Raw genomic sequence first — 26204 nt, forward strand, 5'->3', positions numbered from 1 at the left:
CGCCGTGCTCCGGCCGGCCCGCTAGCCTGCAAGGCAACTGTCCCGGTTTGTCGCGCAAGTCACGTGCCCCGACGTGGACGCCGGACGGGGGGCGCGAGAGTCTTGGAAAGCTGATTCCAAGATGAGGTGAACGTTGTCATGGACCTGCGCTCAGACGCTGTCGTGCTCTTCGGTGTGACCGGGGACCTGGTCGCCAAGAAGCTCTTTCCGGCGCTCTACGAGCTGACCCGTCGCGGCCGACTCGACATGCCGGTCATCGGTGTCGCCCGCTCCCGCTGGGACCACCAGCAGCTGCTCACGGCGGCGCGCAAGTCGGTGCTGGAGGCGCAGGGCCGGGTCGACGACGAGGTCTTCGACGCCCTCGCCCGGAACCTCACGATGATCTCCGGCGACTACGCCGACCCCGACACCTACCGGCGGCTCGCCGAGGCGCTCTCGGCGGCCGAGCGCCCGCTGTTCTACCTGGCCATCCCGCCGGCGGTCTTCACGCCGGTGGTCGACGGTCTGGCCGGGGCCGGCCTGGCCGCACGGGGCCGCGTGGTCGTCGAGAAGCCCTTCGGCCGCGACCTGGCCACCTCGCACGAGCTGAACAAGGCGCTGCGGGCGGCCTTCGACCCGGAGCGGATCTTCCGGATCGACCACTACCTCGGCAAGGAGGCCGTCGAAGGGCTGCGGGTCTTCCGCTTCGCCAACCAGCTCTTCGAGCCGCTCTGGAACGCCGAGCACATCGCCAACATCCAGGTGACCCTCGCCGAGGGCTTCGGCGCCCAGGGGCGCGCGGGCTTCTACGACCGGGTCGGCGCCACCCGCGACGTGCTGCAGAACCACATGCTCCAGGTCGTAGCCCTGCTCGCGATGGAGTCCCCGGCCGACGCCGGCGACGAGGCGTACCGCGCCGAGGAGATCCGCGCCCTGGGTCAGGTGGAGCCACTTTCGCCGGCGACCACGGTCCGCGGCCAGTACGCGGGCTACCGCGACGAGCCGGGCGTCGCCGCCGACTCCAACACCGAGACCTTCATCGCCACCGAGCTGCGGATCAACTCGCCGCGCTGGGCCGGGGTGCCGTTCTACCTGCGTACGGGCAAGCTGATGCCGAGCACGGCCACCGAGGTCGTGGTGGAGTTCAAGACGCCGGAGCGCAACCTCGTGCCGGGCGCCGACGCGGTCGCACCGGAGCCGAACCTGCTCCGCTTCCGGCTGGGCCGCAACGACGGCATCAGCCTCTCGGTCCAGGTCAAGCAGCCCGGCGCGGAGGTCGTTGGCGTTCCGGTCGAGCTTCCGGTCGACTTCGACGCCACGCTCGGACACCGGCGGGAGGCGTACGAGCGGCTGCTCGACGACGCACTGGACGGCCGGCACCTGCGGTTCGCGCGTGAGGAGACGATCGAGCAGGAGTGGCGGATCGTCGAGCCGGTCCTGGACCTGCCGGAGCCGGTGCTGTCGTACCCGCAGGGCAGCTGGGGCCCGGCCGAGGCGCAGAAGCTGACCGCTCGCTGGCACGCCCCGACCACCCGCTGAGGACCGAAGCGGGCTGGCGGACGGTGGGCACCCGCACCGCCCGCCGGCCGTACCGGACCGACGGCGGGCGGGCAGCCGGGCGGGAGCACCCACCGATCGCCCACACCCCGGGCGACGCGACTTAACCAACGTTAAGCTGGGGCGATGACACCATCCGATACCGCCTCCACCACAGGCGCGGTGCCGGTCAGACCGCGGCACACCGCCGCGGGTCGCCGCACCCGGGAGCGGATCGTGCAGACGGCGGCGGAGCTGATGTACCGCAAGGGCGTCGCCGGCACCAGCATCCCGGACGTGCAGCAGGCGGCCCGGGTCAGCGCCTCACAGATCTACCACTACTTCAGCGACAAGACCGAACTGGTGCGCGCCGTCATCGCATACCAGGTCGAGCGGACCATCGAAGGCCAGCAGCCGCTGCTCGAGCAGCTGGACAGCCTCCCGGCGCTCCGCGCGTGGCGCGACGCGGTGATCGCGGCGCAGGAGCGGAAGAACTGCTCGGGCGGCTGCGCGATCGGCGCGCTGGCGAGCGAGCTGGTCGGGACCTACGAACCCTTGCGAGGCGACCTGGCGGAGGCATTCGACCGCTGGGAGACGCCGATCCGGGCCGGGCTGCGCCGCATGCGGCAGGACGGCGTACTCGTCGCGGCGGCCGACGTCGACCAGCTGGCCAGCGCCTTGCTGGCGGCGGTCCAGGGCGGCCTGCTGCTCAGCCAGGTCCGCCGCTCGTCCCAGCCGCTACGGGCCGCCACCGAGGCGGCGATCGGCTACGTGGCGAGCTTCGCGGCATAGCTCCGACCGACCGCCGCGCAGCGATACGCCGGGGCGTCAATCCAGCTGCCGCGGGCGTGCCCGGTGGGCGCGCAGATTGGTCGGGCGACCACAGACGCGTCCGGAATGCCGGACCCCACTGTTGTTGCGTGAGCGGTCGTAGAACGCCACCTGGCAGCGCGGGTTGCGGCAGGTCTTGATCCGCCGCCGCTCGTCGGTGAGTTGCGCCTCGAACAGCGCCGCGAGGACGAGTGCGATCAGCGCCTGGGCTCCGGTCCCGGTCGGCTCGAGGTGGACCACTCCGTTCTCGTCGAGCCTGAGCGTGGCTCCCGCGGCGCGGGGCCGGCCCGATCGGAGTCGCTGCCCCCGGGAGCAGGTTGTCCGGAATCCGTTGTGGCACGGCTCGGGGCACCGATCTCTTCCTGAAGTCCGTCGCAGAACCGGCGCAGCGCGCGCAGCCCGGCAGGATCGAGCACGACCTCGGGCGCCGGCCGACCGGTGACCGCCGACCAGCGGGCGGACACGCCGTGCGCCCATGCCGTGGCGCTCATCGGATCGTCGAGAAGATCCGGTTGCCGTGGCACGCCGGCCGAGATCGTGTTCAGCAGATCCTGGACGACACCGAGCCCGCCCGGAGCCGGGGTCGAGGTCGTATCGCGTAGTCGCGGGCCACCTCGTCGCGGCGGTGCCCGCCGCGGGGTCGGGCCCTTGCGTCACCCGTGGCCGGACCCCGTCGCGCCCCGGCCGCCCACTCCCGAGGGCTATCCCGCGCGCCGCCGGCCGGGTACGGTCCGGAAGATCACGATCGATGGCGGGCGTACGCCCCCCGGGCCGCGCGTCCGCCGGCCGCGAGGGCCGCCCGCCGATGGACGGAGGGCGCAGAGGTGAGGATCAGAGCGGGGCTGTGCGTGGCGGCGCTGGTCGCGGCCGGGCTGGTGGGGGTGGGCGCGGCACCGGCCGCGGCCGCGGACGTGGGCAGCGCCACAGTGGTGCCCGTCCAGGTGACCGGGGATCCGGCGGAGCGCTTCAACCTGGTGATGCTCGGTGACGGTTACACCGAGGCGGACATGCCCACCTTCCGCGCGAACGTCGAGAAGCACCTGAACACCCTGTGGACGATCGAGCCCTTCAAGTCCTATCGCAGCTACTTCAACGTCTACGCGGTAGAGATCGTCTCCGCCGAGTCGGGCGTGGACTGCGACCCGGGGCTGGGCGATCCGCAGCGGGACACCGCGCTCGGGATGGGTTTCTGGGGCGGCTGCAACCCCAACAGCGTGCAGCGGCTGCTCGGGGTCAACGGAGCGGCGGCGAACAGGTACGCCGACCTGGCGATCGGCACCAACCGGGGTAATCGGCAGCTCATCGCCCTGGCCAACAGCGACACGTACGGCGGCGCGGGTGGTGCCAACGCCACCGCGTCCGGCGGCAACGCGCTCTCCGCGCTGATCGGCCCGCACGAGATCGGGCACTCGCTCGGTGGTCTCGACGACGAGTACGACTACTACGCCCGCGGCGTGGCCGGTGACACGTACGAGGGACCGGAACCCTCGTCGGCGCACCACACCCTGCTCACCGAGCAGCAGATGCGCGACACCCAGACCAAGTGGTGGCGCTGGTTGGGCGAGCCGAGCGAGTCCGGTGGCACGATCGGCCGCTACGAGGGTGGGCTCTACCTGCAGAAGGGCGTGTGGCGCCCGAGCCAGCACTCGATGATGAAGTCGCTGGGCTTCTACTTCGACCAGGTCGCCCGCGAGCAGATGACCGAGCGGATCGCGAGCCGGGTCGACATCCTCGCCGGCGGCACGGAGACGGACCGGCCCATCGGCGCCGACCGGGTGGTCCGGGTCGAGACCCTGCACCCGGTGAGCCACGAGCTGACGGTCAGCTGGACCGTCGACGGCACGGCCGTTCCCGGCACCGGAAACGCCCGCGACCTGGACCTGCGTACGCTGCGGCTGGCGCCGGGCACGCACACCGTCACCGCCACCGTCACCGACCCGACGCCGTTCGTACGCGACCCGGCGCTGCGGGACTCACCGTCCCTGACCCAGCGCCGGACCTGGACCGTCGACACCGCCGTGGTCACCCCCACGACGAACGAGCCGCTCGCCGTCACCGCGTCGACCGCGACCGGCCGGCCGGTCGGCGCGCAGGACGTCGTGTACGTGGAGACCACCCACACCACCGACCGGATCCCGACGGTGAGCTGGGCCCTCGACGGCCGCCCGGTGGCCAACCCCGGCCACGACGGTGACCTGGAACTCGCCCCGCTCAACCTGGCTCGGGGCGCCCACCAGCTGACCGCGACGGTCACCGACCCACGAACGGGCGACTCGGTGACCCGTTCCTGGACGGTCGACGCGAACCGTCCCGACGTCGACTACGACCTCTCGGAGCCGTTGCTCACCACCGCGAAGCCCGGCAAGCCCACCGAGTACGTGTACAACGGCCCGTTCACCATGGGACTGACCGGCACGGACGACAGCCCGGGACAGGTCACCGCGGAGTTCCGGCTCGACGGCGACGGCTGGCACAACTACTACGGCTCGCCGAGCGACGCTAAGGCGCCGTTCCAGTTCAGCGCCACCGGCACCGTCGTGGACGACCTCGTCTACGGCAATCTCGGCTCGGGTGGCCTGTCGCTGTCGTCGTTCGCGCAGCGCTCGCCCGGCTACGGCCGCCACACTGTGGAGTACCGGGGCATCGACGCGGTGGGCAACATCGGCTCGGCCGGGAGGTTCGTGGCCACGCTGATCCCGTCGCCGCCGACCTGCACGGACGTGATCTCCGGCCGGCGCACCGGAGCGCTGGTGGTCAGCTCCGGGGTCACCTGCCTGCGCGCGGCGACCATCACCGGCAGCGTGACCGTCCGACCCGGGGCGGCCCTCGTCGTCGAACGGTCCTCGATCACCGGTGCGGTCTCGGCGACCGGCGCGACGGCCGTGGAGCTGTTGAACAGCGCCGTGCGGGGCGCGGTCGCGGTGACCGGCACCACCGGTCACGTCACGGCGGTGGGCACCCGCGTGGACGGCGCGGTACAGCTCAGCGGAAACGCCACCGGTACGACGGCGGCCGTCCTCGCCGGCAACGACGTGACCTCGCTGCACTGCTCGGGCAACAGCCCGGCCCCGGTCGACCTCGGCGCGCCGAACACGGTGCGCGGCGGCACGTCGGGGCAGTGCCCCGGCCGGTAGCCAGCAGCCTGCCCGACCCGCTCCGGGGGCAGTTGTCGTCGTCCGCGACGCGACTGCCCCCGGCGCCGTTCGCTGCCGGATTCGTTCCGGCCCGGGCACCGTCCGCGGGCGGGCGGCTACAGCGGCGGGTTGCCCGCCCGGCCGGACTGCCGGTGCAGCTCGTCGAAGAGGGCGACGCCCACCAGGACCACCGCCACGGCGACGGCGGCGGCCACCGGCGCGAACAGCAACGTAATCGGCGCGACCGCGGCCAGGGCCAACAGGCCGAGGTAGAGTGCCACGCTGCGTCGGACCGGACGGACCCCCTCCTCGAGGAACGCCCGGCCGATCAGGAACAGCGCCGGGCCACCGAAGATGACGACCACCAGCGCCCAGTCGATGGGATAGCGCGGTTCCCGGACGACCTGGCCGAAGCCGACCGCGCTGCAGATCACTCCGCCGACGATGAGCAGCAGGCTGAAGTTCGACCGGTCGGTGAGGCGCAGCGCGGGGCCGGAGCCGCCCGAATGCTCCGACCGGCCCGACGAACGGTGGTAGAAGTAGATCCGCCAGTAGGCGACGACGGTCAGGAAGGCGGCCACGAGCACCGTCGTCCGGCCGACGGAGAGCCCGGGGAAGCTGACGGCGGCGCCGGTCTCGAGCACCACCTCGGCGAGGGCGATCATGAAGAACTGGTTGTACCGCTCGGCGAGATGGTCGAAGACCAGCGAGTTGTAACTGCCCCGGTTCGAGCCGAACCGGGGGACTGCCCAGGCCGTGGCCATGCCGAGCACCTCGATGCCGACGGCGATGGTCCACAGGACGCCGCGGCTGACATCCTCTCCGGCCGCGCCGGTGAGCCAGAAGACGGCAGAGGTCGTGTGCCAGCAGAGCACCCGCGCCGGCGACTTCCACCCCGGACCGCCCCGGAGCGCCAGGGCCAGGTGGAGCGGACGCACGACCTGGATGAGGACGTACGTGACGGCGAAGATCACCCCGCGCTCCCCGAACGCCTGCGGCAACGAGACGGCCAGCACCAACGTGCCGAACATCGTGGCCGTCAACCCGATCTGGATGGTGGGGGAACGCGGGTCGTAGATGCTCGTGGTCACCGCGTTGATCGACCAGATCACCCACATGGCGACGAAGAAAAGTAACGTCTGGCCCGCCTCGGAGAGCAGCGTGTGCCGGACGATGGTCAGGTCGTCGGCGATCCGTCCGGCGAGACGGGCGAGCGCGAACACGTAGACGACATCGAAGAGCAGTTCCAGCACGGTCGCGCTGCGCGGGACCCCACCTTTGACCGGACGGGCCGGAATACGGGTCACGGTGCCCGACTTACGTAGATTCGCACCTTCATCGCGGTCAGTTCTACCATGACCGTTCACGACCCTGGGCGCACACGACGAGCGAGCACACGCGGCAGCCGCCGTCGCGCGCCGTGAGCGCGGAGCAGCGGAAACGCCGGTCCACCCGACGCCGGACAAGCCGAGGGCCGCCCCGCCGACGAACGGCGAGGCGGCCCTCGGCCACCACTGTGGGGAGGGTCAGCGACCGCTGGCCGCGCGCTCCCGCCCGTCATCGAGGTTGACCTCGTCGAAGGGGGGCGCCCCGTCGACCGCGTCCGCGGCCACCGCCGCCGACCGGATGGAGTCCGGCAGGTCGATGCTCGTGCGCAGCGTGACTGGCTTGAGCGCCACCGCGGCGATCACCCCGACCACGGCGATCACCGCGGAGATGAGGAAGATGTGCCCCGTGGCGTCGCCGTACGCGGCCCGGACGATGTCCTGGATCGCGTCCGGCAGCGCGGCGAGGTTCAGGTTGCTGGTCTCACCCGCGCCCGAGGTGGGGACGCCGGCGGCGGCCAGATCATGGGTCATCTGGTCGGCGACCCGGCGGGCCAGGACGGCACCCAGCACCGAGACACCGATGGTGCCGCCGAGTGACCGGAAGAAGGCCACGCTGGAGCTGGCCGCGCCGATGTCCTTGAGCGAGACGGTGTTCTGCACCGCGAGGACGAGGTTCTGCATGGTCGTACCGACGCCAACGCCGACGAGGAACATGGCGCCGCCGATGAGGAACAGCGACGTCTCGTGGTCGACCAAGCCGAGCAGGGCGAAACCGGCGACGAGGACGATCGAGCCGAACACGATGTACGGCTTGATCCGTCCGCTCTTGGTGATCAGCCGCCCGGCGACGATCGAGGAGATCAGCACACCACCCATCATCGGAATGGTGAGCAGACCGGCCTCGGTCGGCGAATAGCCGCGCCCGATCTGGAAGTACTGACCGAGGAAGACGGAACCGCCGAACATGGCCATGCCGACCGCGAGGCTGCCCAGGATGGCCAGCGCGGTGGTGCGCTCGCGGATGATGCTGAGCGGGACGACCGGCTCCGCGGCCCGCTTCTCGACCAGGACCGCGAGGGCGAGCAGGATGACCGATCCACCCACCATCGCGGCGCTCTGCCAGGAGACCCAGGCGAACGAGTTGTCGACGAACGAGATCCAGATGAGCAGCACGCTGACGCCCGCGGCGATCAGCGCCGACCCGAGGTAGTCGATCTTGACGTTCTCCCGGCGCACGACGGGCAGCTTCAGCGTGGCCTGGAGCAGGACGAGCGCGATGATCGCGACGGGCACGCCGACGAAGAAGCACCACCGCCAGCCGAGCCAGGAGGTGTCGACGATGAGACCGCCGAGCAGCGGGCCGCCGACCGTGGCGAGGGCCATCACGCCACCGAGGTAGCCGTTGTAGCGGCCCCGCTCGCGCGGCGGGATCATCGCGGCGATCGCCACCTGGACGAGGGCCTGCAGGCCGCCGACGCCGATGCCCTGGAAGGCGCGGGCGGCGATGAGCTGGCTGGCGCTCTGCGAGAAGCCGGCGACGATCGAGCCCAGCAGGAAGACGACGATGGCGAGCTGGATCAGGAGCTTCTTGCTGAACAGGTCGGCGAGCTTGCCCCAGATCGGGGTCGTCGCGGTCGCCGTCAGCAGGGTGGCGGTGACCACCCAGGTGTACTGGGTCTGCGAGCCGTTCAGCGCGCCAATGATCTTGGGCAGCGCCGTCGAGACGACCGTACTGCTCAGCAACGCGACGAAGAGCACCAGCAGCAGACCGCTGAGTGCTTCGAGCGTCCGCCGGTGCGTCATCGGCTCGGCGCCGGCCGTTGTGGTGGGTGCGCTCATCGCGCGGCCTCCAGGTTTTCGTGATTTTCGAGGGCGACCTCTAGGTCGCGGGTGAATCGGCGCAGCCCGGCGCTGAGCGCGGCGACCTCGTCCGCGGTCCAGCCGGCGAGGGCCCGGTCGAGCAGTCGGGCGTACCAGTCGTGGGTGTCGGTCAGGGCGGTCCGGCCGTCGGGGGTGAGTGCCAGGACCTGTGCTCGCCGGTCGACCGGGTCGGGGCGTCGCTCGACCAGACTGTGCGAGACGAGGGTGGCCACGGCTCGGCTCACGGTCGACGGATCGAGCCGGGCCCGCAGTGCCAGCTCCCGGGCATGACAGCCGTCGGCGAGCCCGTCGAGCTGCGCCAGGATGCCGACCAGCCCCAGGGGGATGACCGGCCGCTCCTCGGCCCGGCGCTGCTTGATCAGCCGGACACCTCGGAGGAGGTCCTGGAGCCGGCGTACGAGTTCACGAGCGTCAGTACTCATGATTCCTCCCAACCGGCAGATGGTTGCCCTACGCAAGCATCTACAAACCTTGCCCAACAGGCAAGTTTGCCGCCTGAGAACTGCGTCACGTACGGTCGATGCCATGGACGAGACCCCTGGGCTGCGGGAACGCAAGAAGGCAGCCACCCGACTCGCCCTGCACGAGGCCGCTCTACGGCTCGCCATCGAGCAGGGGGTGGACGGCGTGACCGTCGAGGCCATCGCCGACACCGCGAACGTCTCCCGCCGGACCTTCTCGAACTACTTCTCCGGCAAGGAGGAGGCGATCTTCCACGGCGACACCATGCGGCTGCGCCGCATGCTGGAGTTGATCCGGGAACAGCCGACCGACGAGCAGCCCTGGACGGTGCTGACCCGGGCGGCGCTGCGGCTCACCGAGGAGACCTACCTCGGCAACATGGAGTGGCTGATCCGGCGCCGGCAGCTGCGCGGGCACCCGAGCCTGGCCTCGCACCAGGTCGCGGCGTACACCGTGGTCGAGCGGGAGCTGGCCGCAGAGCTGGCGGACCGGCTCAGCGGCGACGACGTGGAACTGCGGGCCCGCGTCCTCGCGGCGGTCTTCCTGACCACCATGCGGGTCGCCGTTCAGGACTCGACCGAGCACCCGGATCGACCGCTGCTCGACGTCGTCAGCGCCGCGCTCGCGTCCGCCGCGCCGGCCTAGCGCCACGCCGGCGACCCCGCCGGTCCGATGGGCGAACGCGACCTGCCGGGGGCCGCACGTCGAACCCGGCGACTACTTCCCCGGCGTCGTACGGCGGCGGGCGCGAGCGACCAGAGCCACGACGATGAGCAGCACACCCAACGCGCCGGCCGCCATCGCGGCGCCGGACACGACACTGATGTCGCGGTCCGCTCGCTCCGCGGACCGTTGGACAGGCGTCGCACCGGTCGGCTCCGGCGTCCGGGCCGGCGAGCCGGACGGCGCGGGTGCCGCCAGCGGGTAGCGCAGGACCGTCGGCCGCGTCCCGGCGGGCTGGCCGGCGGTCTCGGAGACGGTGAGCAGCGCGCGCCCGTCGGGGCTGTAACTGATCGACTCGCCCTGCGGCTCGTCCGGCAGCGGCGTGGCGCGCGGGGTGCCACCGGTCAACGCCGCGATCACGTCGCCGCCGGCGACGTCGAACTCGAAGGCGTCGGCGTACGTGCGCAGCACCACCCTGCGTCCGTCCGGCGCGGTGGCCGCGCCCGTGATGACCGAACGGCCCAGCAGGCCGTACGGGTTGCTGGTCGTCGAGGCGGGCAGCTTCACCTGCCCCACCTTGGCCAGCGGAACCGTCGCGCCGGGCCGCAGTTCGCCGGTCGGGGCGTACAGGTTGGCGGAAAACTTCGTGACGACGACCGGACGGCCGTCACCGGTGACCAGCATGGCCTCGGCGTCGTGCGGGCCGTCCGGGTACCTCATCCGGTGCAGCACGGGCCGATCGGCGCCCGGCGCCAGCTTCCACACCGCGATCGTCTCCCGGGAGCGGTCGTTGTCGCCGACGTCCGCCACCCAGACCGTCCCGTCGGCGCCGACGGCCAGATCCTCGGTGTCGAGCGGGCGCGTCGGGTACGGCACCGCACGCACTACCGCGCAGTCCCGGTCGAGGAAGAAGATCCGGCGGCGCGCCTCGTTCTCGGCGCCGTCGTTGATCATCACGTACCCGTCGTCCGTGGCGACCATCCCGGAGAGCTCGGTCAGCCGGGAATCCCGCACCGCACAGGTCGGCTCGCCCGGGGCCGCCGCCACCGCCTGCGCCGGCAGCGCCACCGCGGCCAGCAGCAGGAGAACGCCCAGCACCGCGCTTCGCCGCTTCCCGACTCCGTCAGCCACCCGCATCCCCGCAATCTTTCCACCGCGGGCGGGTCCGCGTCGGCAGCGACTGGGCGTTGCCGTCCCGTCGGGTTCACGACCCGGCAGCGGACCAGACGCCGGTGCTCCGGCCGGAACGACACCGGACACGCCGATGCCGGCCACCCGTGGGTGGCCGGCATCGGTGATCGGATCAGGCGGCGTTGACCGACGCGGCCAGGGCGTCGGCGAACGCGGTGTCCGCCGGGGCACCGCTCACACCGATGCGCCAGGTGCCGCCGGCGAGGTCCCCGACGGGCAACGACCGGCCGCCCGGCTGCCACAGGGGCTGCCACGCGATGGAACCGCCCGCGCGGTTGAACCAGCGGTTGTCCTCGCTCCAGGCCGATCCGGCCCGGTAAGCGGCCACCAGGGTGGTCGACTCGTCGGTGGCGAGCGTCCACGGGGAGAAGCCCGCGGCGTCGCCGTCGCGGTCCGCGCCCGCGGGGTCCCCGAGCCTGGGCAGGCTGGAGTCCAGGTTCCACGCGGCCTCCCACACCGGGGCCGTGGTCGGGCCGGCCACGTGCCAGAGGAAACCCACGTCCACGGTGCTCGTCGCGAACCGGAACCGCCAGTCGACGGTCACCGGCTCGTCGCCGAGCGGGATGCCGGTGAGATTCAGGTCGGTGCCGTCGGCCGACACGGTCACGCCCGCCGCAGCGCCCGCCGTGTCGGTGGGCCCGAAGGTTCCGACCGCGAGGTACGGCGCCGTGGAGCGGAACGACGAGTCGGTCACCGTCCGGTACTCGCCGTGCCCGGCCGGGTCGGCCTCGTACGAGACCAACCGGGCCTCCGGTGCGGTCTGTACGACCGCCCGGTAGTACGGCGTGCTGACGACCTGTCCCTTCGTCACCACCGGAGTACTCCAGTCGAGCGGCGCGAGCCAGAGGCCGCCCTGCCCCCAGCCGGCGCCGGTGACGTACCACTGGCCGCCGCCGGTGTCGTCCTTGACCACCTCGGCCGCGTGCGCGTTGATCCGGCCGACCAACTGGTCGACGGTGAAGTGCAACGGGTCCGAGCTGCGGTAGACCCGGGTGTCCTGGTAGCCGCTCTCGCAGCAGACGAAGAGGTACCAGGAACCACCCTGGCGCACCACGAACGGCGACTCGGTGGGCCCGCCGAAGGTGCCGGTGGCGGGGTGCTCGAAGGCCGTCTGCCGCTCACTCCAGTGCAGGAGATCCTGGCTGGTGCGGTAGGCGACGATGTGGTGACCACCGGCGGGGGTGCTGTTGGCGGTGTAGTACATCACCCACTCGTCGCCGACCCGGGTGACCATCGGATCCCGCCCGTCGAAGCCGTCGGTGAACAGCGGGTTCTCCGAGCTCCGGGTCCAGTGCACCAGGTCCTTGGAGGTGGCCAGGTGCATCCGGTACGCCTCGTGGTCCGGAGTGCCGCCGGCATAGAACATGTAGTAGGTGCCGCCGTGGAACAGCACGTACGGGGCCCAGATGTGGGTCTCCCCGGCGCTCGGGTCGGCTGCCAGGGCGAACGGCTGCTTCGTCCACGGGCCGCGCGGCGACGGCGCCGTGGCGTGCCCGAAGAACTTCTCGTCCAGCGGGTCGGCCGGCTCGGCGTGCGTGATCGCGAAGACGTGCCACAGGCCCGTCCTGCGGTCCCGCACCATGGTGTGGTCGTTGTAGTACCAGGGCTCGCTCTCGCCGACGCTCGGGTCGTAGACGTTCACGAACTCACCGGCGGTGACCTCGGTGGACCGGTTCTCGTACGGCTGGTTGTCGACTCCGGCGGGGCCGGCGGCGCGGGCCGGGGCCGGGGCCACGACCAGCCCCACGGCGAGGGCGAGCAGCGCGGAGATCCGGCCGGCTCGGGAAGGTGGGCGGGGCATCGCATTCCTCCACACGGATGGATGGGCGTTGCGGGGGTGCGGTCGGAGCGGGTGGGTCCGCCGCCGCGACCGGCGGCGGGCCCACCCCGGGCGCTACTGCTTGCCGCCGAGTTCGGTGTAGACCTGGGCGGCGTTCTCCTTGGTGATCTGCGTCGTGCCGAGCGTGGTCGTCTTCGGCACGTCCTTCTGGCAGTCGACGAGGATCTTCTTGGCCATGTCGATCGCCTCACGCCCGCCGGTCGGGTACTGGAACGTCGCCTGCAGCCGGCCCTGCTCGACGGCCTTGATGCCGCCGGACGGCACGGGCAGGGCGTCGATCCCGGTGAACTTGATGGCGGTCTCCTTGCCGGCCGCCTTCGCCGCCAGGTACGCGCCCTCGGCCATCGGGTCGTTGTGCGAGTAGACCGCGTCGATGTCGGGGTGGGCCTTGAGCATCGCGTCCATGACGCTCTGCCCCTTCTCCCGCAGCCACTCGGCCGTCTGGGTGGCCACGATCTCGATCTTCGGGTTGCTCGCGATGCCCTCCCGGAAGCCCTGGGCACGCTCGGCCGCCGGGGTGGAGCCGGGCAGGCCGGAGATCTCGGCGACCTTGCCACCCTGCGGCAGGAGCGTCTTCGCGTAGTACTCGCCCGCGGCCTTACCGATGGCCACGTTGTCACCGCCGATGAACGCGGTGTACGCGTCGCCCTCGACCTTGCGGTCCAGCACGATCACCGGGATCCCCTGGTCGTACGCCTTCTTGACCACCGCGGTGAGCGGCTTCGCCTCGTTGGGCGAGATGATCAGCAGGTTGATGCCCTGGGAGATGAAGTTCTCCACGTCGGCGACCTGCTTGCTGTTGTCCTGGGCCGCGTCCGAGACGACCACCTTGAAGCCGGGCACGTCCTTCGCGGCGTTGGTGACGTCGTCGTTCATGACCTGCCGGTACGGCTCGGCGTTGTTCGCCTGCGACATGCCGATCAGGAATTCCTTGCCGCTGCCGCACTGGGCCGCGGCGTCCGTGCCGCCGTTGCCGTCACCGGCCTTCTCGACACTGCACGCCGTGGTGGTGGCGAGGACTGTCAGCGCGAGGACGGCGACGGCTCTTCGGGCGTAGCGCATTGTTACCTCCGGTTGGTGGTGGGGGTCAGGAGATGCGGGGGCGGAGCTTCTGCAGCGCGGCGGCGGCCACGATGACCAGTCCCTTGACGACCAGCTGCACGTTCGCGTCGATGTTGTTCAAGGCGAGGATGTTGTTGAGGATCCCGAGCAGCAGCGCACCGGCGATGGTGCCGCCCATGGATCCACTGCCACCGGCGAGGCTCGTCCCGCCGATGACCACGGCTGCGATGGCGTCGAGTTCGTAGCCGGAGCCGTCGTTCGGGCTGCCCTGGTTGAGCTGCCCGGCGTGGATGATCCCGGCCAGCGAGGCGAGCAGGCCGGAGATGGCGAACACGGCGATCCGCACCCGGCGTACGGGGACACCGGAGAGGCGGGCGGCCTTCTCGTTGCCGCCGATGGCGTACACGTGGCGGGCGAAGGCGGTGGTGCGCAGCAGCAGGAGCGCGCCGATGCCGATGGCGATGAACAGCACGGCCGGCACCGGCAGCACACCGTTGATCGACCCGCTCAGCAGCGAGAACGCCTCCGGGGCCTCCTGTGGCCCGTCCCCGTACGCGATGGGGATGCCGAGCCCGCCGGACCACATCCGGGCGATGCCCCGGGCCGCCTGGAGCCCGGCGAGCGTGACGATGAACGACTGGATGCCGATGCGGGCGACGATCGCCCCCTGGGTGGCGCCGAACGCGGTGCCGATCAACAGCACGATCAGCACCGTCGGGAGGATGCCCAGTCCACTGTTGACCATGAGGGTGGCCGAGCCGACCGCGGCGAGGCCGAGCACCGCGCCGACGGAGAGGTCGATGCCCCCGATCAGGATGACGAACGTCATGCCGACCGCGATGATGCCGATCTCCGAGACCGCCCGGACGATGTTGGCCAGGTTGCCGGAGCTGAGGAAGATGTTCTCGCCGTTGCGGACGGGCGACACCGCGATCGCGATCAGGAAGACGGCGACCAGGCCGAACAGACTCTGGAACCGGAAGAAGTTGCCGACGAGCGCGTGCCGGTCCCTCGGCAGCCGCAGCGACGGCCGGCGGGGTGGTGGTGTCTCGGCCGGCGCTTCCTCGACGGCGGTGGGGTTGGGCGGATTCATCGGGTCTCCTTGGCATCGTCGCCGTTGGCCGCGGCGAGGATCGCTTGTTGGGTGGCGGACGCCCGGGGCAGGGTGGCGACGGTGCGACCGCGGTGCAGGACGACCACCCGGTCACAGAGGCTGAGCAGCTCCGGCAGCTCGGACGAGGCGAGCAGGATCGCCATCCCGGTGTCGGCCAGTCGGTGCAGCAGCCGGTAGATCTCCGCCTTGGCCCCGATGTCGACGCCTCTGGTCGGCTCGTCGAGCAGGAGCAGCCGCGGCTGGGTGAGCAGTTGCTTGGCGAAGACGACCTTCTGCTGGTTGCCGCCGGAGAGCGTGGCGGCGGCGACGGCCGGCGAGGCCGCCTTGACCGCGAGCGCGGTGAGCTGCTCGGCGACGGTCCGCCGCACGGCCTGACGGCGTACCACGCCGAGTGTCGTCAGTGACGACAGCGCGGAGAGCACGACATTCTCCGCGACCGAGTGCTCCAGCATCAGTCCCGCGCCACGCCGGTCCTCGGGCACGAACGCGACCCCGCGGGCGAGCGCGGCCCGGGGCCCGTTCGGGTGGTACGGGCGGCCGTCCATCGCCACCTCGCCGGTGCGTCGGCCGGAGCCGCCCGCGCCGAACAGGGTCTCGAGCAGCTCGGTGCGGCCGGCGCCCATCAGCCCGGCGAGGCCGACGATCTCCCCGGAGCGCACGGTGAGGTCCACCCCGGCCGGCTCGGTACGGCCCGGGGTCGGCCGGCGTGGTGTAACGGCGAAACCGCGTACGTCGAGCAGCACCTCCCCCGGCTCGTTGCGGCCCTCGCCGAACAACGCGTCGACCGACCGCCCGACCATCAGTTGGATGATCTCGTCGCGGGAGGCGGTCTTCGGGTCGACGGTGCCGGCCAGCCTGCCGTTGCGCAGCACGGTCGCCCGGTCCGCGATGACTTCGAGCTCCGCCATCCGGTGGGAGATGTAGACGATGCCGACGCCGGCGCGGCGCAGCCCCGCGATCGTCTCGAAGAGCCGTTCGACCTCCGCGTCCGCGAGCGCCGCGGTCGGCTCGTCCATGATCAGCACCCGGGCGTCGAGCGAGAGCGCCCGCCCGATCTCGACCAGCTGCTGCTCGCCGACGCGCAGTGATCCCACGAGGCGGCGGGGGTCCAGGTCGGCGCCGAGGGTACGCAGGTGTTCCGCCGCCTGCCGGCGCATCCGCCTGATGTCGACGGCGCCGAGCCGCGTACGTGGCTCGCGCCCCAGGAACATGTTCTCCGCGATGGAGAGGCCGGCCACGAGATCCAGTTCCTGATGGATCGTGGCGATGCCGGCCCGCTGGGCGTCGACCGGCCCGCCGAAGCTCACCAGCCGGCCATCGACCTCGATGGTCCCGTCGTAGTCGGTGATGACCCCGGACAGGATGTTGATCAGGGTCGACTTGCCGGCGCCGTTCTCGCCGAGCAGCGCGTGCACCTCACCGGCGGCGATGGTGAGGTCGATGTCGCGGCAGGCCTGGACACCGCCGAACCGCTTGCCGATGCCGGTCATCCGGACCAGCGGTCGTTCTGTCATACGCCACCTCGTGGGTCGTCTGCGGAATCTGCTGCGGGTTCAGCCGGAGCCGCCGGGTCCGCGCTGCGCGGACCCGGCGACTCCGCCGATGGTCACGACGAGGTGAGCTGCGCCTCGACGTAGTCGAGCCCGGCGAGGTATCCGGTCGACGCGGCGGCCTTGCCGGTCACCGTGAGGGTGAGCGTGTGCCGACCTGCCGTCAGGTCCCGCTGGCCGTAGTCGATCGGGTCGCTGACCACCACCTCCGGCGAGTGGTACGCGTCGAACTCCGCACCGATCTGCGTCCCGTCGATCGCCACCGTGTTGATGCCGTAGTCCTGGGCCAGCGTCTGCACCAGACTCAGCTGGTAGGTGCCGGTCGTCGGGACCGTGAACGCCACGGTGACACTCCGGTTCGGCGCGTCCGGCCGGAACCACAGCTGAGCGCTCTGCGACCAGTGCACGCCGCAGCAGTCGCCCTGCACCTCGGCCGGCCCCTCGGCGGTCACCGCCGGCAGCGTCGACTCGCCCTCGATGCGGAGGGTGTTGCCGGTGCTGGCCGAGTCGATCGCCGAGTACGCCCCGGCGTTGCCCGCCGCGTCGACCGCGCGCACCCGGTAGTACCAGGTCTCGTGCAGACCCAGCCCGCTGTGTTCGAAGCTGGGCCGGGTCGTGGTGCCGATCCGGTTGTCCGGTCCGGGCTTGAAGCCCGCCTCGCGGGAGGCGAAGACCTCGTAGCCCGGGGCGTACACGTCGTCCTCGGCCTGCTGCCAGGTCAACGTCACGGCGTTGGTGGTGCCGCTGGTGGCGGTGAGGCCGGTGACCGCGCCCGGCCGAACGTGGTCGGTGAACGGGTCGACCAGGCTGAGCGCCGCGTACCGGGCCGCGGACCAGGCCGGCGAGTTCGCGCTGGGGGTCAGGGTGACCGTCACCTTCGACTTGCCGGCGGTGAGGGCGGCCGGCAGGCGGAACTCGTCGTCGAGCCAGCGGTGGGACTTGTTGGCCAGTGGCTGGGACCAGACGCCCGCGTCACGCCCGTCGACGCGGACGGCCACCGACTGGTACCCGGCGGACTGGTCGGCGAGCCGGCGCAGGATCGCACCGGTGTTCTCGGGGTCGAGGGCCGCCCGGAACTGGATCGGCGTGCTGGAGGCGCGGGTGTCGTCGGTGACCGGGCGGGGCGTGCCGTCGTCGCCCTCGAAGGTCGCGGTGAGCACCTCCCGGGTGCCGCCGGAGGCGTACCCGTGGGCGGACTCGCTCGCCGCGTCGCCGACGTCGACGGTGTCCGTCCACCGCTGTCCGACGGTGTCCTGGCCGTACCAGTAGGCGGTGGAACCGTACCGGGCCGGGTCCTGGTCGCCCGGGCCGTGCTCGATGCCGAACCGCAGGCCGGTCGAGAACGACACCGACTCGGCCAGCATGAGCCGGAACGCGCCGGTGCAGTCGTACTGGCAGCCGTAGTCGGCGATCTCGTGGGCGGGGTTACCGTTCATGGGCGCGGAGAACGTGCCGTGGTTGAAGTACCAGCCGCTCTCGTAGAAGTCCTCGGTCCCGGTGCCGTGGATGCTCGGGCTCTGCGCGCCGTCCACGTAGACCCGCTCGTCGCCCTCCAGGTAGTTGCGCTGGTTGCCGGCGGGGATGTGCCCCTCCATCGTCTGCGTGACGCCCACGAACTTCCCGCGCCCGGCGACGTCGAGGAAGAGGTGGTCGGCGCCGGGGACGGTGTCGGCGCTCGTCGCCGTGGCCCGGAAGTAGCCGGCGTCGCCGGTGGGGCGCAGGCCGGCCGCCCACTTCGCCGACCGGGCGGTGGTCACCGTGGCGGTCGACGATTCGATCGGCTCGGTCGAGCCGTTGCGCAGCTCGACGGTGTAGCGCGACCGGTAGGGCATCGGCCACCAGGCCGAGAGGGTCGCGTTCTCCGGGTCGACGCCGAACATCAGGGACCGGACCTCGTGCAGCCCGAGGCCGGTGCCGAAGAACTCGCCGAGCGGCGCGTCGACGGTGGTCTTCCCGTCGAACGTGATCCGCAGCCGGGTCTGGCGCAGCACCGCGTCGGAGGCGGCGACGGCCGCCTTGCGCTCGGCGTCGGCCGGGTAGGACATGGTGTTGCTGCCCTGCCAGCTCTGCGCGGTGATCTTGTAGTCGTGTGCGGTCTCGACGTCGGCGTGGGCCGGGCCGAGGTCTACCGTGTCGGTGCGCTGGGGCGTGCCCGACACGAGGCTGTCGACCCAGTAGGTGAACTCGTTGATGTCCAGGTCGGACGAGACGAACTCGTTGCCGATGGTGATCTTCGACTTGCCGGCCGTGGCGCTGGCGGGCAGTTCGACGGTCTGGTCCCGCCAGGTGCCGGAGGGCACCGGCTCGTTGGCCGGCCACTCGCCGACCGTCACCCCGTCGACCAGGATCCGCGCCCGCTGGTTGCCGATGCGCGGGTCGAACCGGCGGGTGAGCCGTACGCCGGTGTTGGCCGGGTCGACGGCGACGGTGAACTGGCTGCCGCCGCCGGCGCCGAAGGCGCGGCCGTCGTCGGCGATCGGCTGGGGCGCCCCGACGAGCTGCGGGATCCGCAGCGTGAGGCCGGTGACCGCCCCGGGGCCGTTGCCGCTGGCGAGCGTCGCGCGGCCGCCGGCCGGCACCGAGAACTTGCGCTCGACCGTCTTCGCGCCCGGCTCGGCACGCTTCGGATCGCGGGTGCCGGCCGCCTTGAGCTGCTCGATGACGTCGAGGGCCCGGTCGGCCGGGTCGAAGGTGCGTACCCCCTCGGCGCTGGTGAACTTGCGGTAGCCGACGTGGTAGAAGATCGGGTTCTTCTCGGTGGTGACCACCATCGAACTGCGGTACGTCATCGGCGCCTTGATGTAGACGCCTCCGGAGCTCTGCGCGGCGTTCGCGACGACCGGGTAGACGAAGGGTGCGCCGAGCTTGCCGTCCACGACGTCCTGGATGTTCGCGTCGAGCACGGTCCGGCCGTCGAGGACGACCTTGATCTTGCCGGTGGCGGAGACGTTGCCCTCGTCCCGGGTGAACCAGATCGAGTCGATCTCGCCGGCGCCGGCGGCCTCGGCGATGACGCAACCCTCACCCGTGGTACGCAGGCAGGAGTACTGGCCGGAGAAGCCGTCGTCGTTGCCGCCGCTGCGGTCGAAGCTGGAGAACTGGTAGGCGCGGGAGGTGTCGGTGAGGCTCGGAAGCTGGTCGAGCTGCCGGTAGACGTCCCAGCCGACGGGTCCGTTGACGGTCGGGTCGGGCGAGGCCGCGGCCGGTCCGGAGAGTCCGACGACGGCGGAGCCGGCGATGAGGGTCGCTGCGGCGGCGGCGCGGAGCAGCCGCCGGGCAGGGGTTCGTGGTGTGCGAGTGGTGGGTGTCATGCGTCGCCTTCCACATCGGTGGCTAGGGCGGTCCTGGGCGCGGTAGGCAGGGAATCGATTTCTCACCGCAGTTGCGATCAGGTTAAGCAGCCTCCGGGCGACGGTCAATCCTCAAACGCCAAATGCCAGGTCGGCCTACTCCCGCCGTTGACAGCCACGCGAGGTCGCTTCTATGGTCCTCGATCAGAACTGAGCAAACGATTTCTCCGTTCGCGAGCACACGTCGCAGCTGCGGCGGCAGGCTGGGAGGTCCCGTGCCCCGACTCGTCGTCCTCACTGGATTTCTCGGTGCCGGCAAGACCACCACGATGCTGACTGCCGGGCGCCTGCTCGGCCGACTCGGCCACCGCGTCGCTGTCATCACGAACGACCAGGGCACCGACCTGGTCGACACCCGGCTGGCCGAGGCGGTGGTACCCGACGTCGGTGAGGTGACCGGAGGATGCTTCTGCTGCCGTTTCGATGACCTCGCCGACCTCGTGACGGAGCTGCTCGACGGTGGTCGGGCGGACACCATTCTCACCGAGGCCGTCGGCAGCTGCACCGACCTCCAAGCGACCGTTATCAGACCTTTGCGGGCCCGCTACCGCGAGCGCCTCACGGTCGCCCCCTTGACGACCGTCGTCGACCCGGCACGCCTCGACGCCCTCGCCGGCGACCTCGGCTACCTCTTCGACCGCCAGCTCGCGGAGGCCGACGTCATCGCGGTCAACAAGACGGACACCCTGCCTCGCGCGGAACTCGACGCGCTGCTCGACCGGATCCGCGGGCGGCACCCGACCGCCGGCGTCCTGGGATACAGCGCGAGTACCGGCGCGAACGTCGAGGAACTCGTCTCGCGCTGGACCGGCGGCCGGCGGAGCAGCCCCGCCGTCGACCTGGACGTGGACTACGACCGGTACGCCGCCGCGGAGGCCCAACTGGGCTGGCTCAACCAGACCTGGCAGGTCTCCGCCGCCGACGGGTTTCCCGCCCGGCGTTGGGCGCACGTCGCGCTCGACTCGCTCTCCACGGCCTGCGCCCGACGGGGCCACGTCATCGGCCACGCCAAGCTTGCCGTCCAGTCGCCCGCCGGACTGATCCGGATGAGCGTCGTCGCCGCGGGTGAACCCCCGCGCCAGGAACCCACCGGTTCCGAGGATCCGTCGGTGCCGCACGCCACCGTCCTCTTCAACATCCGCGCCGCCTGTCCACCCCGGGACCTCGAGTCGCTGCTCCGCACCGCCGCGCTCGACGCCGACCTGACCGTAGGAGCCGCCGCCCGGCCGGGTCCGGCCCGCGCGTTCGCCCCCTCCTATCCCCGACCCGTCCACCGCCTTCCCGCCGCCTCCGCATGATGACGTCAGGAGCCACCCATGGCTGACCAGCCGTACGACGAGTGCTGTCCCGGCAACTCCTGCGGCCCGAACCGCCGCCGCTTCCTCACCCTCTCGCTCGGCGCCGCCGCCGGCACCGTACTGGCCGGCGGCCGGGCGGAAGCCGCAGTCGCCCTGGGCGTTCCCGAAGAGCAGCTGATCGGTGTGCCGCTCGACAAGTCGCTGCCTGAGGGTTGGTCCGCCGACCTGCACCGCCGCGGCGAACCCACCAGCTACGAGGGCTCAGACCTCCGGTGGCTCGGTATGCCGGTTGGCGGGGGCGCCGCGGGCCAGTTGTATCTGAGCGGCGACGGAAGGCTCTGGTACTGGGACATCCTCAACCGCCCCGCGGCTGGCACCACCGACTCGGGGTACGCGAACCCGCGACAGCCCAGCTCGCCCATCCGGCACGGGTTCGCGCTCCGCACCCGGTCACGGGGGCGCGTCCAGACCCGTCCGCTGGACGCCACCGGCTTCGGCCAGGTGCGCTTCACCGGGCAGTACCCGATCGGCCGGGTGCGCTACCGCGACGAAGACGCGCCGGTCGAGGTGACCCTGGAGGCGTTCTCCCCGTTCGTGCCGCTGTCGGTCACCGACTCGACCCTGCCGGCGACCGTCCTGGTGTACACGTTGCAGAACACATCGGACAGCGAGGTGGACGCCACTCTGCTGGGATACATGGAGAATCCGGCGTGTCTGGATACCCGGACCCAGCGCGCAATCACCCTGCGATCGGCGGCGATCGGCGGCGAATCCCTGCGCGGCGTCCAGTTCTCGGCCGGTGAACCGGAGGCGACGGACGGCCGGCCCGACATCCTCTTCGAGGACTGGGAGCGGGACGACTACGAGGGCTGGACCGTCGAAGGCACGGCGTTCGGCGCCGGCCCCGTGCTGGTCTCCGAGGTGCCCGGCTACATGAAGCAGGGCGGGCCGCTCAACGTGACCGGGCAGAGATTCGTGACCTCGCACGACTTTCGCGGAGCCGACGGCGACATAGGTCGGGCCGACGGCCCGACCGGCCGGCTAACCAGTGCTCCCTTCACCATCGATCGACGCTCGATCCGGTTGTCCGTCGGCGGCGGCGACCACACGGGGCAGACGTGCGTGAACGTGCTGGTCGACGGTGTCGTGGTGGCCACGACGGCCGGCCGCGACGCCGAGTCGATGCACACCGTGTTCCTGGACGTCACCGCCCACCAGGGAAAGACCGGCGTCATCGAGATCGTCGACGCACACGACGGGGCATGGGGCCACATCAACTGCGACCGGATCGTGTTCACCGACACCTCGCCGCGTCCGGACGTCGTGTTCGAGGACTGGGAGCGGGACGACTACGAGGGCTGGACCGTCGAGGGCACCGCGTTCGGCGCCGGCCCTGTGCCGGTCTCCGAGGTGCCGGACTACATGAAGCGGTTCGGCGACCTCGGTGCCACCGGGCAGCGGTTCGTGACGTCCCACGACTTCCGTGGCGCCGACGGTGACACCGCCCGGGCCGACGCCGCGACCGGCAAGCTCACCAGCCGACCGTTCACGGTCGAGCGCCGGTACGTCAACGTGGCCGTGGGCGGTGGCAGCCACCGTGGTCAGACGTGCGTGAACCTGCTGATCGACGGGACGGTGGTGGCGAGCGTCGCCGGACGCGACGCGGAACCGATGAGCCCGACGACGTTGAACGTGTCCGCCTACCAGGGCCGCACCGCGGTCATCGAGATCGTGGACACGGACACCGGCGGCTGGGGCCACGTCAACGTCGACCGCATCGTGTTCACCGACGTGTCGAGCGACAGCCGACCGCTGGACCAGGTGCCGGACAACGGCACGTTGGTGCTCGCCGCGCTGGACGCACGGGCGCAGGTACGGCCGTCGCTGGCCCGGTGGGCCGACCCGGACCAGGTGTTCGACGGGGAGGACGGTCCGACGCAGGTGGACGGCTCCCTCGCCGGCCAGGCCGGGTCGGTGGCCGTACCCGTCCGGCTGGCGCCGGGTCAGCGGCGGACCGTCCGATTCGTGCTCGGCTGGCACTTCGGAGTGCCCGACCGGGTCTCGCTCGGTTTCCTGCACGGATCGGACACCCTGCGGCGGCAGTACGCGACTCGCTTCGCCGACGCCCGGGCCGTGGTGGAGCACGTCGCCGGCGACCTCGACCGGCTGGAGGGCGACACTCGGACCTGGGTGAAGACCTGGTACACCGATGCCACCCTGCCGCACTGGTTGCTGGAACGCACCCTCGCTCCCGCGTCCACGCTCGCCACGAGTACCTGTTACCTCTTCGACGACGGACGGTTCTACGGCTGGGAGGGGGTGTACTGCTGCCCGGGCACCTGCGAGCACGTGTGGAACTACGCCCAGTCGATCGCCCGGCTCTTCCCCCAGTTGGAGCGGGACACCCGCAGCAGGGTGGACCTCGGCATCGGGTTCCATCCCGACACCGGCCAGATCGGCAACCGCGCGGAGGCCGACATGGGCTGGGCGACCGACGGGCAGTGCGGCACGATCCTCCGCTGCTACCGGGAACACCTGACCGCGCCGGACGACACGTTCCTGCGGACGAACTGGCCACGCCTGCGGCGCGCCCTGGAATGGGTCATGGAGCATGACGCCGGACCCGACGGCACGCTCGACGGCGCGCAGCCGAACACCCTCGACACCATCTGGTACGGCGAGATCGCCTGGATCACCGGCATGTACGTGGCGGCGCTGCTGGCCGGCGCGGCCATGGCCGACGAGATCGGCCAGAACGAGTTCGCCACCCGGTGCCGGGCCCTGGCCGAGTCGGGCAGCCAGCACCTGTCCACCGAACTGTTCAACGGCGAGTACTTCATCCAGAAGACGGACCCGGCGCACGCCGACGTGATCAACAGCAATCGCGGCTGCCACATCGACCAACTCTTCGGGCAGAGCCTCGCCGGTCAGCTCGGGTTGCCGCGGGTGGTGTCGAGGGAGCAGGCGGTCAGTGCCCTGAACAGCCTGTACCGGTACAACTTCACTCCCGACCAGGTCGCCTACCGAGAAGGCAGCGCGATCCCCGGCGGTCGTTGGTTCGCCATGGACCACGAGTGGGGGATGTTGATGACCAGCTTTCCGCACGGTGGCGACGACACCGCGGCGGGGAACCCGGCGAGCTGGGCCGCGATGTATTTCAACGAGGTATGGACCGGGCAGGAGTACCAGGTCGCGACGCACATGCTCCAGGAGGGTCTGGTCGAGGAGGGGCTGACGCTCACCCGGGCGGTGCACGAGCGGTACGCGGCCGGGAAACGCAACCCGTACAACGAGATCGAATGCGGCGACCACTACGCGCGTGCGATGGCCAGCCACGGCGTCTACCTCGCGGCGTGCGGCTTCGAGTACCACGGGCCCCGGGGCCACATCGGCTTCGCGCCACGGATGAGCCCGGAGCGATTCGCCGCGGCGTTCACCGCCGCCGAAGGATGGGGACTCTTCCGCCAGGAGCGGCATGGCCGGCACCTCGCCGGCACGATCGAGGTCCGATACGGCCAGCTCCGGGTGAGCAGCGTCGCGCTGGCGGCGACGCATCATCCGGCCAAGGTGACCGTCCGCCTCGGCAACCGCGCGCTGTCGATCGGTGACTGGTCGTACCGGGACGGGCGTATTCTCGTTACCTTGAACTCCGAGGTCGTGGTGGGCCGGGGCGACGCCCTCCAGGTCACAGTCAATGGTTGACCGTGGCGGGCCCCGACACCGGGCAGCCGGCGCCAGGCCGGAAAGCGATTCCGGCACCACCCACCCGTAGGATGCCGGGTTCCGTCACCGGAGCGGGCTGGGTGCCCTCGTGAGAGTTCACATCACCGTAGGAGTCGACCGGATGGAGGCGAATGGCGACGATCTATGACGTGGCGCGGCAGGCTCAGGTCTCCCCCGCGACAGTGTCGCGGGTGCTGAACGGACGCACCACGGTCGATCCAGCCATGGCTGCGCGGGTGCACCAGGCGATGCGGGACCTCGACTATCGTCCCAACGCCGTCGCCCGTAACCTGCGCCTGAGCCAGACCAGCCTCTGGGCGGTCATCATTTCCGACATCGGGAACCCGTTCTTCACCTCGATGGTGCGTGGGGTCGAGGACGTCGCGCAGGGCACCGGCTACTCGGTCGTCCTGTGCAACAGCGACGAGGACCCGGAGAAGGAGTCCCGGTACATCGCCGCCGCCCTGGCCGAGCGGATGGCCGGCGTCATCATCTCCACGTCGGGCCGGTCGACCGCCATCAACCGGCTGGTCGAGGCGCGCATCCCGGTCGTCGCGATCGACCGCCAGCTGCGCGGCGTCACCATCGACACGGTGCTCGTCGACAACCTGCAGGGGGCGGAGATGGCCACCACCCACCTGCTCGACAACGGCTACCAGCGGGTCGCCTGCATCACCGGGCCGCGCCGCATCTCCACCGCCTCCCAGCGGCTCCGCGGCTACCAGCGCGCCCTCCGGGCGGCCGGCCACGACGCGAGCGACGGCCTGGTGCGGTACGCGGACTTCCGCGAGGAGGGCGGTTACCGGGCGATGGCCTCGCTGCTCGACAGCGACAACCCACCCGACAGCGTCTTCGCGACCAACAACCTGATGACCGTCGGCGCCGTCGAGTGCCTCGTCGACCGCGGGGTGAAGGTGCCGTCGGCGTTCGGTGTGATCGGGTTCGACGACATTCCCTGGGCACACCTGGTCAGGCCGTCGCTGAGCACCGTCTCCCAGCCGACGTACGACCTCGGGCGGGCGGCCGCGGTGCTACTCACGGAACGGATCGCCAACCCGACCCGATCGCCGTCGACCGTCACCCTCAGCACGGGCCTCCAGGTGCGGGAAAGCTCCACCCGCCCGCGCTGAGCGGGCCGGTCACGCGTTCGCCTGGGTGCTCCGCCGCGCCCAGGCCCGGATCCGGCCCGCGCGGACCCGGCTCGGCTGGGCCATGGCGGTCTACTTCGGCGCGCAGTCGCTCAGCGGCTACGCGATCATGGG

Annotated in this window: 17 protein-coding genes; 7 read left to right on the forward strand and 10 right to left on the reverse strand. The window is 71.3% G+C overall.

The features are described from left to right. Positions 1 to 138: 138 nt before the first annotated feature. Positions 139 to 1518 carry a glucose-6-phosphate dehydrogenase gene (gene zwf / locus ABZS42_RS18470; protein WP_355146727.1) on the forward strand — a complete coding sequence of 460 codons (1380 nt, stop codon included), beginning with the start codon at positions 139 to 141 and terminating at the stop codon, positions 1516 to 1518. Positions 1519 to 1662: 144 nt separating this feature from the next. Then, positions 1663 to 2307, forward strand: coding sequence for a TetR family transcriptional regulator C-terminal domain-containing protein (locus ABZS42_RS18475; protein ID WP_355146729.1), 645 nt, complete (start codon positions 1663 to 1665; stop codon positions 2305 to 2307). 36 nt (positions 2308 to 2343) lie between these two features. On the opposite strand, the gene ABZS42_RS18480 is transcribed toward ABZS42_RS18475, so the two are convergent. Further along, complete coding sequence (locus ABZS42_RS18480; protein ID WP_355146731.1) at positions 2344 to 2586, reverse strand: CGNR zinc finger domain-containing protein; 243 nt, start codon at positions 2584 to 2586, stop codon at positions 2344 to 2346. 584 nt (positions 2587 to 3170) lie between these two features. Between ABZS42_RS18480 and ABZS42_RS18485 the strand changes: the two genes are divergently transcribed. Further along, positions 3171 to 5480, forward strand: coding sequence for a M64 family metallopeptidase (locus ABZS42_RS18485; protein ID WP_355146733.1), 2310 nt, complete (start codon positions 3171 to 3173; stop codon positions 5478 to 5480). Positions 5481 to 5596: 116 nt separating this feature from the next. Here ABZS42_RS18485 and ABZS42_RS18490 read toward each other — a convergent pair whose 3' ends face one another. The 3 genes from ABZS42_RS18490 to ABZS42_RS18500 all read right to left on the reverse strand — a co-directional run bounded on the left by ABZS42_RS18490 (position 5597) and on the right by ABZS42_RS18500 (position 9111). Next, the gene (locus tag ABZS42_RS18490) at positions 5597 to 6787 is read right to left on the reverse strand and encodes a low temperature requirement protein A (protein ID WP_355146735.1); all 1191 of its coding nucleotides are present in this window, start codon (positions 6785 to 6787) and stop codon (positions 5597 to 5599) included. Between the two features lie 219 nt (positions 6788 to 7006). After that, complete coding sequence (locus ABZS42_RS18495) at positions 7007 to 8647, reverse strand: MDR family MFS transporter (protein WP_355146737.1); 1641 nt, start codon at positions 8645 to 8647, stop codon at positions 7007 to 7009. Continuing rightward, a complete protein-coding gene (locus tag ABZS42_RS18500; RefSeq protein WP_355146739.1) occupies positions 8644 to 9111 on the reverse strand; it encodes a MarR family transcriptional regulator in 468 nt (155 codons plus the stop codon). The genes ABZS42_RS18495 and ABZS42_RS18500 overlap by 4 nt, the downstream gene beginning before the upstream one ends. Before the next feature lie 103 nt (positions 9112 to 9214). Here ABZS42_RS18500 and ABZS42_RS18505 point away from each other — a divergent pair, with 103 nt between their 5' ends. Continuing rightward, positions 9215 to 9796, forward strand: coding sequence for a helix-turn-helix domain-containing protein (locus tag ABZS42_RS18505; protein ID WP_355146741.1), 582 nt, complete (start codon positions 9215 to 9217; stop codon positions 9794 to 9796). Between the two features lie 72 nt (positions 9797 to 9868). Here ABZS42_RS18505 and ABZS42_RS18510 read toward each other — a convergent pair whose 3' ends face one another. The 6 genes from ABZS42_RS18510 to ABZS42_RS18535 form a co-directional block, all read right to left on the reverse strand. Continuing rightward, positions 9869 to 10945, reverse strand: a complete 1077-nt coding sequence (locus ABZS42_RS18510; protein ID WP_355146743.1) for a hypothetical protein — start codon at positions 10943 to 10945, stop codon at positions 9869 to 9871. A 172-nt stretch (positions 10946 to 11117) separates the two neighbouring features. After that, positions 11118 to 12806: a family 43 glycosylhydrolase gene (locus tag ABZS42_RS18515; RefSeq protein ID WP_355146745.1), complete on the reverse strand. Its 1689-nt coding sequence runs from the start codon at positions 12804 to 12806 to the stop codon at positions 11118 to 11120. 93 nt (positions 12807 to 12899) lie between these two features. After that, positions 12900 to 13907 (reverse strand): substrate-binding domain-containing protein, encoded by a 1008-nt coding sequence (locus tag ABZS42_RS18520; RefSeq protein ID WP_355146747.1) that lies wholly within the window; start codon positions 13905 to 13907, stop codon positions 12900 to 12902. A gap of 25 nt (positions 13908 to 13932) precedes the next feature. Then, positions 13933 to 15000 carry an ABC transporter permease gene (locus tag ABZS42_RS18525; protein ID WP_355146748.1) on the reverse strand — a complete coding sequence of 356 codons (1068 nt, stop codon included), beginning with the start codon at positions 14998 to 15000 and terminating at the stop codon, positions 13933 to 13935. Further along, on the reverse strand, positions 14997 to 16535 hold the full coding sequence (locus ABZS42_RS18530) for a sugar ABC transporter ATP-binding protein (RefSeq protein WP_355146750.1): 1539 nt from the start codon (positions 16533 to 16535) through the stop codon (positions 14997 to 14999). Before ABZS42_RS18530 ends, ABZS42_RS18525 begins: the two co-directional genes overlap by 4 nt. 92 nt (positions 16536 to 16627) lie before the next feature. Further along, positions 16628 to 19882: a DUF2961 domain-containing protein gene (locus ABZS42_RS18535; protein WP_355146752.1), complete on the reverse strand. Its 3255-nt coding sequence runs from the start codon at positions 19880 to 19882 to the stop codon at positions 16628 to 16630. Positions 19883 to 20136: 254 nt separating this feature from the next. Here ABZS42_RS18535 and ABZS42_RS18540 point away from each other — a divergent pair, with 254 nt between their 5' ends. The 3 genes from ABZS42_RS18540 to ABZS42_RS18550 all read left to right on the forward strand — a co-directional run bounded on the left by ABZS42_RS18540 (position 20137) and on the right by ABZS42_RS18550 (position 26072). Further along, positions 20137 to 21219 carry a GTP-binding protein gene (locus ABZS42_RS18540; protein ID WP_355146754.1) on the forward strand — a complete coding sequence of 361 codons (1083 nt, stop codon included), beginning with the start codon at positions 20137 to 20139 and terminating at the stop codon, positions 21217 to 21219. An 18-nt stretch (positions 21220 to 21237) separates the two neighbouring features. Further along, on the forward strand, positions 21238 to 24921 hold the full coding sequence (locus ABZS42_RS18545; RefSeq protein WP_355146756.1) for a GH116 family glycosyl hydrolase: 3684 nt from the start codon (positions 21238 to 21240) through the stop codon (positions 24919 to 24921). A 152-nt stretch (positions 24922 to 25073) separates the two neighbouring features. Continuing rightward, a complete protein-coding gene (locus tag ABZS42_RS18550; protein ID WP_355146758.1) occupies positions 25074 to 26072 on the forward strand; it encodes a LacI family DNA-binding transcriptional regulator in 999 nt (332 codons plus the stop codon). Positions 26073 to 26204 lie beyond the last annotated feature (132 nt).

Origin of the sequence: Micromonospora sp. NPDC005367, from assembly GCF_040606825.1 — a bacterium.
Lineage (GTDB): Bacteria > Actinomycetota > Actinomycetes > Mycobacteriales > Micromonosporaceae > Micromonospora.

Bases quoted from the DNA above. Each gene is read 5' to 3' on its own strand.
- zwf (WP_355146727.1), top strand. From the start codon at position 139: ATGGACCTGCGCTCAGACGCTGTCGTGCTCTTCGGTGTGACCGGGGAC.
- ABZS42_RS18475 (WP_355146729.1), top strand. From the start codon at position 1,663: ATGACACCATCCGATACCGCCTCCACCACAGGCGCGGTGCCGGTCAGA.
- ABZS42_RS18495 (WP_355146737.1), bottom strand. From the start codon at position 8,647: ATGAGCGCACCCACCACAACGGCCGGCGCCGAGCCGATGACGCACCGG.
- ABZS42_RS18500 (WP_355146739.1), bottom strand. From the start codon at position 9,111: ATGAGTACTGACGCTCGTGAACTCGTACGCCGGCTCCAGGACCTCCTC.
- ABZS42_RS18505 (WP_355146741.1), top strand. From the start codon at position 9,215: ATGGACGAGACCCCTGGGCTGCGGGAACGCAAGAAGGCAGCCACCCGA.
- ABZS42_RS18515 (WP_355146745.1), bottom strand. From the start codon at position 12,806: ATGCCCCGCCCACCTTCCCGAGCCGGCCGGATCTCCGCGCTGCTCGCC.
- ABZS42_RS18520 (WP_355146747.1), bottom strand. From the start codon at position 13,907: ATGCGCTACGCCCGAAGAGCCGTCGCCGTCCTCGCGCTGACAGTCCTC.
- ABZS42_RS18525 (WP_355146748.1), bottom strand. From the start codon at position 15,000: ATGAATCCGCCCAACCCCACCGCCGTCGAGGAAGCGCCGGCCGAGACA.
- ABZS42_RS18530 (WP_355146750.1), bottom strand. From the start codon at position 16,535: ATGACAGAACGACCGCTGGTCCGGATGACCGGCATCGGCAAGCGGTTC.
- ABZS42_RS18535 (WP_355146752.1), bottom strand. From the start codon at position 19,882: ATGACACCCACCACTCGCACACCACGAACCCCTGCCCGGCGGCTGCTC.
- ABZS42_RS18545 (WP_355146756.1), top strand. From the start codon at position 21,238: ATGGCTGACCAGCCGTACGACGAGTGCTGTCCCGGCAACTCCTGCGGC.
- ABZS42_RS18550 (WP_355146758.1), top strand. From the start codon at position 25,074: ATGGCGACGATCTATGACGTGGCGCGGCAGGCTCAGGTCTCCCCCGCG.